We start from the raw sequence: 1487 nt of genomic DNA, 5'->3' as shown, positions 1-1487 counted from the left end.
CGATCCACTGTTGTCAGCGGGAGCTATTGTTGACAAAAGAGGGAGTCCATGTAGCCCTGTTAAGGGGTGAACAACGCTACCACCCACACCTAAAGCATTGTGCCATAAACACTAAATTTGAAGTAGAAGCAAAAGTGCCAAGCGTTGTGAATCCCTCTTAAATTGCTTGTTATATTTTTTGCCTATGTTTATTGTCAGTGCTTTTTCAATTGAATGCCGAGCCTTTCCTGAAGCTCCTTAAATCGACGGTTACTTTCTTCTTTATCCTTGCTTGGAATACCTGCGTCCTGTGCTATTTCTTGAACTGATTTGGATAGGTTGTTTTTTAACTCTAAGAACCTATCCAATTTAGCCTTATCGTCTAGGCCGTGGCGAATACAACAAAATGCCGCAGCGTCAACAAATGACGACACCACAATTCGTGACATCATGACTGAATAAGAGCATGCTTCAAAGGCAATTAACTGCCTCGCTTCTATGGGCATCTGCAAGGACATCATGAATGATATCGTATCTTCTGCAGTCATATGACTCGCGCCACTTAAGCGATGATATATCGAGAAGTAATCTTCAACTTTACCTAAAGCTTCATAACGTTTAAATAAAGAATTCCACCAAAGATCATTGTATTCATTAGGCTGTACTGAGAAATTGGTTTTTGCCAGTTCCACATATTCCTTATAAGGGCTTAAAGATCTAATTCTCCCATCAATTAAGGGTAATATCTGCTCTTCATACTCTTTACCTGATATTTCCTTTTTCCAGTCATCAAGTTTTCGCATATGTTCATCGTACCACTTAGCCATGAAAGCAGTAATGGTCCGTTCATCTCCAAACATTGCCATATACATTAAATTTATTGATGCTTCTTGAACAACACGACCTAAAGCTTCAGCACTTGTAAATGAATCTGTTGCAATACAAATAAGCATACCTTCTATTTGTTCATGTATCCTTCCTAGTAAATTAAGATGTGTATGAACAATAAAACCATCTTTTTCAGTTTTATTGTCTATATTGGCAATGTAATCAAATGATAATTCATTTGCTTCTGCTGCGCTTTCAAGCGCAACTTGGATTGACGTCAAATTGAATTTTTTATCCAATCCTTTCTTTTTCCGAAATTTAGAAATATGTTTCATAGTTCACCTAAAAATATAACAGCTATATTAGACAGAATAATTCTGCATTTTGTCCCTGAAACAATTCTGTCTAGTTTCCAAGACTCGCTGCACTTAGTCTAATAATTCATTTAATAACATCATCTTACCTACTTATCTTTGTATCAAATATGACGAAAAGCAGAAATTTTCCATATAGTTCCGGCAAAATGCAGAAAACTCCCCAATATGTGAGTAAACCGCAGTTCAGGCTATGAAGGTTGTATCTTGGAAGTTGTATTCTCAAACAAAAAAAGCGCCGACATGATTGTCTAATGCCGTTCACTTAAGAGTGAACGGCATTTTTGTTCTTAGCATACCGTTGTG

General features: G+C 37.1%; 1 protein-coding gene. It reads right to left on the bottom strand.

Annotated elements, in window-relative coordinates; all coding sequences use genetic code 11:
* Positions 1 to 194: 194 nt before the first annotated feature.
* The gene (locus ACED41_RS21490) at positions 195 to 1142 is read right to left on the bottom strand and encodes a DUF5677 domain-containing protein (RefSeq protein ID WP_371725664.1); all 948 of its coding nucleotides are present in this window, start codon (positions 1140 to 1142) and stop codon (positions 195 to 197) included.
* Positions 1143 to 1487: the final 345 nt, after the last annotated feature.

Origin of the sequence: Vibrio sp. 1F255, from assembly GCF_041439145.1 — a bacterium.
In the GTDB taxonomy this organism is placed as follows: Bacteria; Pseudomonadota; Gammaproteobacteria; order Enterobacterales; family Vibrionaceae; genus Vibrio; species Vibrio crassostreae_C.
Note: the sequence above shows the minus strand (reverse complement) of the source record. Positions and strands in the feature narration are given on the sequence as shown.

Coding starts and splice junctions, on each gene's coding strand:
- ACED41_RS21490 (WP_371725664.1), bottom strand. CDS start 1,142: ATGAAACATATTTCTAAATTTCGGAAAAAGAAAGGATTGGATAAAAAA.